We start from the raw sequence: 6,454 nt of genomic DNA, 5'->3' as shown, positions 1-6,454 counted from the left end.
GTGCTGTGCTTCTCTCGCGCCGTGGGGGGGGGGGGGGGGGTGGGGGGTTGGGGGTGTCCCCGCCCCCCCCCCCCCGCCGCCCCGCCCTCGCGGTCAGCCGCAGCGGCCCGCCGGCCGCGTGCGGGTCACCACGTCGGTGATGCCGGTCGTCGAGTCCAGCCACACCACCTGGCTGCCCCCGACCGCGGCCGCCGACGACTGCTCGCCCCGGTTGCAGGAGACCCGGCCCTTGCGGGTGCCCGGATCGTCGGGCGCCCCGGACGCGGCGAACTGGTAGAGCTTCGGCGCCGATTCGTTGCTGATCGCGGCGCCCGCCGGATAGCTGCCGACCGTCACCCTGTCCTCGGAGGCCGTCAGGGCGTAGGCGTTCAGGGCGTCCGGCCCGGTCTGCGGGCTCAGGTCCACCACGCCGGAACCGTCGAGAGCCGCGCGGCGCAGCGCCCTCTTCCCGTCCGTGGGGTCGTCGTCGAGGAGCCAGAAGACATGGGTGCCGTTGATGGCCGTCGGGCCGAGGCTCGTACCGTCCGTGGTCACCTGGATCGCCTTGTTCTCGCCGGTCGCGACCTCGATGACCCGCGTGCCGACCGCGTACTCGGCACGCACCCGCCGCCGCTCCTGGTAGGCGACCCTGCCGTGGCTCACCGACGGCGCCCACGCCCGGTGGTAGGTGCCCCCGCCGACGCTCTCCACGTTCGCCGGGTCCTTGATGCTCAGATAGGCCACGGCCCGGCGCCCGCCGTACGTCACGTAGTCGAAGGCCACCAGGTCCCCGTCGACGTCCACCGAACTGCCGGGTGTCCGGCCGTGCCAGAGTCTCTTCACGGGACCGCCGGCGAGCGGCCTGGCCAGCACGTCGACTCCGTCGGAGCCGTACGCCTGCCACACCACCGTCTTCCCGTCGGTGGCCGGATTGACGTGATAGCGCCCGTCGTTGGGGCTCATCAGCTTGATCGGTCCCGCGCCGTCGGCGCGCCCGGCCCACACCGAGTACGGCTCCGAGCCGGCCTCGTCGGACTTCGACGCCGCCCACCAGCCGCCGCCCGCGCCCAGGTCGGTCCGGCTCGTGTTGACGCGGTCGAGCAGGACGTCGGAGTCCACGCCGAGGGCCGACTCCCAGCCGGGCACTATCCCGTGCGCGGTGAAGGCGCGTGCCAGTGCCTTCTGTCCGGCCGCCGGGAGCGCGAGGTCCGCGGCGGCCGCGAGCACGGCGGCCCGCGTCTCGGTGAAGCCGTCGAGCGGCGTGAGGTACTCGGTCAGCGCCCGGTAGACGACCTTGTCCGTCGTCGCGGCGCCCAGGTCCTCACGGGCGTCCCACAGCGCGCCGCCGACGATGGTCGAGTTGAGGTGGACACCGCCGTTGTCGGTGGCGAATCCGACCCCGAGGAACGACTTGGCCGTGGTCCGTCCGTCGCCCAGATCGCGCAGGGCGCAGTCACGCGGGGACTTCGTACGGCAGAGCCGCTCGCCCAGGAGGCCCGAGTCCGGGTCCGTCACCGGGATGCCGTACACGTCCGCCTCGATGGCGTTGCCGAAGTAGTCGGCGATCGCCTCGTTGACGGCGCCGGACTGGCCGGCGTAGACGAGGTTCGCGGAGTGCTCGATCACACCGTGCGTCATCTCGTGGCCCACCACGTCCATGGCGGCGGAGAGCGGACGGTACTCGGCGTCGCCGTTGCCGTACACCATCTTCTGGCCGTCCCAGAAGGCGTTGACGTACGGCTGCCCGTAATCGGTCACGCCCACCAGGGAGTTGACGCTCATGCCGCGGCCGTCGAGGCTGTTCCGCCCGTGCTTGTCCCGGAAGTAGTCGTGGACCTGGCCGGCGGCCCAGTGCGCGTCCACGGCGCCGGAGTCGGTGGCCTCGGCGGCGAACGCCGGGCTCGGCGAGCCGAACTCCTGGACGCCCTCGGGCCACACACCTCCCACGTCACCGGCCCACTTGCCGCGCGCGTCCCAGGTCGACAGGGCGTGGTCGCCGGGTAGGCGGGAGCGGTCGCGCAGCACGTACACGCCACGGCTGTCGTCGTGGTCGATGTCGAGGCCGACGGTGGTGCCGTCGAGCCGGACGCCAGAGCCCTTCTCGGCCGCGAACGCCTTCCCGGGCGGCTGTGCCCCGGCGGGGGAGGTGTCCGTCGCGGCGCGCCCCGGTATCGCGCGCGGTGCGCCGAACGTCTTGACAGCGCTGTACTGAAGGACCGGATATCCGGCGCGGGCGTCGATGTAGACCTCGCGGCGCACGGGTTCACCGCTCGCCGGGTCCGCGCCGTGCACGGTGACGTGCTGGGTGAGGACGCCGGAGCCGGCGGGCAGCACGACCGGTCCACGCGCGGTGCCCGCCAGCAGGGGCTCCTCGTCGTCCGATCGCGACGCGGTGAAGTGCCGGTCGCCGAGTTCCGTGCGTACGGCGTTCACCGCACGCTCGACGGCGAGCGCCTCGCCGACCTCGGGCGTCGTGCCCGTGCTCAGCGCGGTGAAGTACTTGCCCGAGGTCCCCGTGACGACGCGCTCGCCGTCCTCGCGCTCCATGCGGACGACGTACTGACCGCCCAGAACCGGCACGCCCCGGTGCCGCTGCTGGAGCCGGACCGTCTCGCGGCCGTCGGCGACGGTCGTCCCGGCGGGCACCAGATCGCGCTCGGGGTCCGCGATCCGGTACCGGCTCTGCCTGCCGTCCAGATAGGCGCGGGCCGCGGCTGCCGCGCTGCCCCTGGCGGGAGCCTGTTCCCTGATGCCCCGCACCAGTGCCGGGGCGGCCGTCTCCTCCCCGGGGACCACCTCGGCCGGCCTCGGCGTCGGTGGCGTCGTCTCCGTCGCGGCGTGCGCCGCGGTCGCCGGGACGACGAGTGCGACGACGCTCAACAGCGCCGCCGCACCCGGTAATCCGATCGGTCGTGTTCTGCTGCCGTCGCCGGCTCTTCGGTCTCTTCCGGGGTGACGCACGGTTTCCCAAACCCCCCTCGGTCGCGGTGCCGGGGGCGCAGCGCCGCCCGGCCAGGGGTCATCGAAGCGGCGATGCGGCGTTCCATCAACGGGGCGGGCGGGCCCACGGGTGACTTCCGGCCGCCGGCGCGCAGGGGGCCGTCAGCGCCCGGGGGAGGGGCCGCTGCTGCGGCGGACCACCAGGTCGACCGGGACCAGAGAGTCGACCGGGGGCGGCTCGGCGGGGCCGTCGAGCCGGTCCAGCAGCAGGCGCAGCGAACGGGTGCCGATCTCGGCGAAGTCCGTGCGTACGGTGGTCAGCGGCGGAAGGAAGTGCGCGGCCTCGGGGATGTCGTCGTAGCCCACGACGCTCACGTCACCGGGGACGGAACGGCCGGCTTCGTGCAGCGCGTGCAGCACACCGAGGGCCATCTGGTCGTTGGAGGCGAACACGGCCGTGACGTCCGCGCGCCGGGCCAGACGCAGCCCCAGCTCATGGCCCGAGTCGGCGCTCCAGTCGCCGATCAGCGGGGCGGGCACGTCGGCGCCGGCCGCCTCCAGCGTGGCCTGCCAGCTGCCCAGCCGGTGATCGGCCGAGGTCCAGCCGGTGGGGCCCGCGATGTGCCACACGGTGCGGTGGCCCAGCGCCAGCAGATGCTCGGTGGCCTTGCGGGCCCCGGCCCGGGAGTCGCCGGTGACCTGCTGGGTGTCGGCGTCGAGGCCGTTCTCCAGCACGACCAGCGGGGTGTCGAGGCGGGTGTCCGCGAGCGCCTTGCCCACCCACAGCTGCGGGGCGATGGCGATCACCCCGTCCGCGCCCTCGGCGGACAGCCGGTTCACCGCCTCCACGACCGTGTCGGGCTCGGCCGTGTCCAGCGCGATCGAGCTCAGCAGGTAACCCGCCTCCTGCGCCGCCGTGTTGATCGCGGTCAGGATCGAGGCCGGCCCGTAACGCGCGGCGTCGAACGAGATCACGCCGAGCATCCGGGTCCTGCCGCTGGCCAACGACCGGGCACTGCGGCTCGGGCGGTAGCCCAGCGTCCGCATGGCCGCCAGCACCGTCTCGCGGGTCTCGGGCCGCACCGACGGATGATCGTTGAGGACGCGGGACACGGTCTGCTTGGACACCCCGGCCAGCCGGGCCACGTCGTCCATCACCGGACGCGCGCCCGCGAAGTTCCGTCTGCTGCGCCCCCTCGGAGCGGAGTCGTCGGCGGAGCTTCGGGTCATGATGGCTGTTTCCTCGACATCGTCACGGCGGTGGGGCCCCGCCCCGGCAGGGCCCAGCATAGGCAGGGCCGCGGAGCGGGAACCCCCAGGAGCGCCGCCTCACCCCGACCGCACCGCCCAGGTACGGCTGGTGACCCACTCGGCACGCGTCACGGCGGCCGTCAGCGCGGCGCCGCCCGCCCCGTCCGGCACATGGACCCTGGCCTCCGCGTGCAGGGGCAGCACCCGCACGCGCACTGTCGCACCCGTCGGCAGCCGGCCGATGTCCCAGACCCGCCCCGAGAAGAACTGGTCGGCGACCAGCGTGTCCCCCACATACGCCCGCCCCACGTCCCCGGTCCAGCGCAGCCGCAGCACGGCACCCTCGGGGAGATCCTCCGGTACGTCGACGCGGTACTCGGCGGCCGCCGTGTCGAAGTACTTGTCCGCCGGCACGCTCGCCCGCTCCAGCACCCCGGTCGTGGGCTCGGGTGCCGGACCCGCGGGCCGGACGAGGGTGAGGGGTGCCGCACGAGCCTCACGGCCGCCGGACACGAGGCCGAAGCGGGTGAAGACCCCGTCCGCCTCGCCGGCCACCGTCTCCCCGTCCACCGCCAACGGCCGCTCCGGCGCGGGCAGCACGGCGAACGACGACCGTGCGGCCGTACTGTGCACCCGCACCTCGTCGTCGCCGTCGAACACGACCCCGTCCGCGCACAGCACCAGCCGCTCGGAGCCCCACGCCGTACCGCGGTAGACGGTACGAGCCGTCGCCGCGTCCAACACCAGCAGAGCGACCTGCCCGCCGTCCGCCGCCTCCACCACGACCAGCGCGTCGGTCCCGGGCCGCAGCCCGGTCACCAGGATCCGGCCGTCGACGTCGGTCACGTCCCCGGACGGGGCGCTGACGGAGCGCACCGTGCCCGCGTCCAGGGCGACTTCGGGCGCGATGCCGTCGGTGGCGGCGAGCACCAGGACCGTACGCCCGTCCAGGTCGACCGTGCACACCGGCTGCGCGGTCGCCCACTCCAGCCGTACCCCCGCGACGTCCAGCCGCAGCGGCCAGCAGAAGTAGGCCCCGGCCGGCACCGTCACGGGAGAGCTGGGCAGCGTCAACGCCCCTGCCCCGCCAGGGAGTTCGACCGTGAAGGCGGAGTCCGGGTGGTCGGGCAGGGGCTCGTGCGGCTGGTGGTTGTTGACGAAGAGGAAACCCGAGGTGCCGTCCGTGCGGACCGCCCAGCGCGGGGTGTCCCGATCGTGCTGGCCCCGCGGCCGCACCTCCGGCAGCACGGACTCCGCCGGCGCGAGGAGATGGCCGAAGTCCGCCAACAGCAGGTGCTGGAGGCGGAGTTCGTCGTACGAGGGCCGGTACTGGCCGTACTCGCCGAGCGGGGCCTGGAAGTCGTACGTCAGGACGGGCAGGTCGTTGGGGTAGCCGGTGGCGTGGGACTCCTGGAGCGTGGACAGCTCCCCGGGCGGATTCGTGCCGCCGTGGAACATGTAGTAGCCCTGCCACACCGAGCCGCAGCCGATCTTGGTGAGTCCGAGCGCGCCGATGTCGGCCGCGTCGAGGCGCGGCCGCCGGTGGTAGGCGACCGCCATGCCGCCGCCCAACTCGCAGGTGGCCCAGGGGAACCGGTCCGCGAAGGCGTCCGGGTCCGCGCCCCGGACGGTGGTCGGGCGCAGGTCGGCGCCGATGCCCTCGTCGTCGCGCTGGTGGGTGAAGAAGAAGTGCTTGCGACAGGTGTCGGGCCAGCCGCCGTCCGCCTCGGTCCAGAACGCCTCGGGGTAGCCGCCGTACAGCGGAAACAGCTCGTCGCCCGGGAGCTGGACGCCGCCCCACGCGGTCGACGTCCACAGGGGCGCGCTCAGTCCGGCCTCCTGGGCCATCCGCTTCAACGTCAGCAGATGGCCCGGCTGGTCGTAGAGCTCGTTCTCGATCTGGATCGCGATGATCGGGCCGCCGTGGGCGCGGTCGAGGCCGCGCAGCTGCTCGGCGATCGCCGCGAACCAGCGGCGTACGGGCTCCAGATAGGCCGGGTCGTCGGTGCGGGGTGTGCAGTCGCGGGCCAGGAGCCAGTCGGGCAGGCCGCCGTTCCGTACCTCGGCGTGGGACCACGGCCCGATGCGGGGGATGAAGTCCAGGCCGTGGCGGGCGCACAGCTCGGCGAAGCGGCGCAGGTCGCGGTCGCCGTCGAAGCGGAGGCGGCCCTCGACCTCCTCGTGGTGGATCCAGATGAGGTAGCTCGCGACGATGCTCACGCCGCCCGCCTTCATCTTCAGCAGTTCCTCCTCCCACTGCGCGGCCGGGTAGCGGGAGTAGTGG

The 6,454-nt window shown here is 73.8% G+C and carries 3 protein-coding genes; all 3 read right to left on the bottom strand.

From position 1 onward, the window contains the following. Positions 1 to 93: 93 nt before the first annotated feature. The gene (locus ACFU95_RS44040; RefSeq protein WP_383841091.1) at positions 94 to 2,859 is read right to left on the bottom strand and encodes a M4 family metallopeptidase; all 2,766 of its coding nucleotides are present in this window, start codon (positions 2,857 to 2,859) and stop codon (positions 94 to 96) included. Between the two features lie 222 nt (positions 2,860 to 3,081). Further along, complete coding sequence (locus ACFU95_RS44035; RefSeq protein WP_383841089.1) at positions 3,082 to 4,149, bottom strand: LacI family DNA-binding transcriptional regulator; 1,068 nt, start codon at positions 4,147 to 4,149, stop codon at positions 3,082 to 3,084. A 99-nt stretch (positions 4,150 to 4,248) separates the two neighbouring features. Further along, a partial coding sequence (locus tag ACFU95_RS44030) for a beta-galactosidase (RefSeq protein ID WP_383841086.1) occupies positions 4,249 to 6,454 on the bottom strand: 2,206 nt, incomplete at its 5' end.

This window comes from Streptomyces sp. NPDC057623 (assembly GCF_042800355.1).
Lineage (GTDB): Bacteria > Actinomycetota > Actinomycetes > Streptomycetales > Streptomycetaceae > Streptomyces.
Note: the sequence above shows the minus strand (reverse complement) of the source record. Positions and strands in the feature narration are given on the sequence as shown.

Excerpts from the sequence above, each read along its gene's own strand:
- ACFU95_RS44035 (WP_383841089.1), bottom strand. The coding sequence starts at position 4,149 with ATGACCCGAAGCTCCGCCGACGACTCCGCTCCGAGGGGGCGCAGCAGA.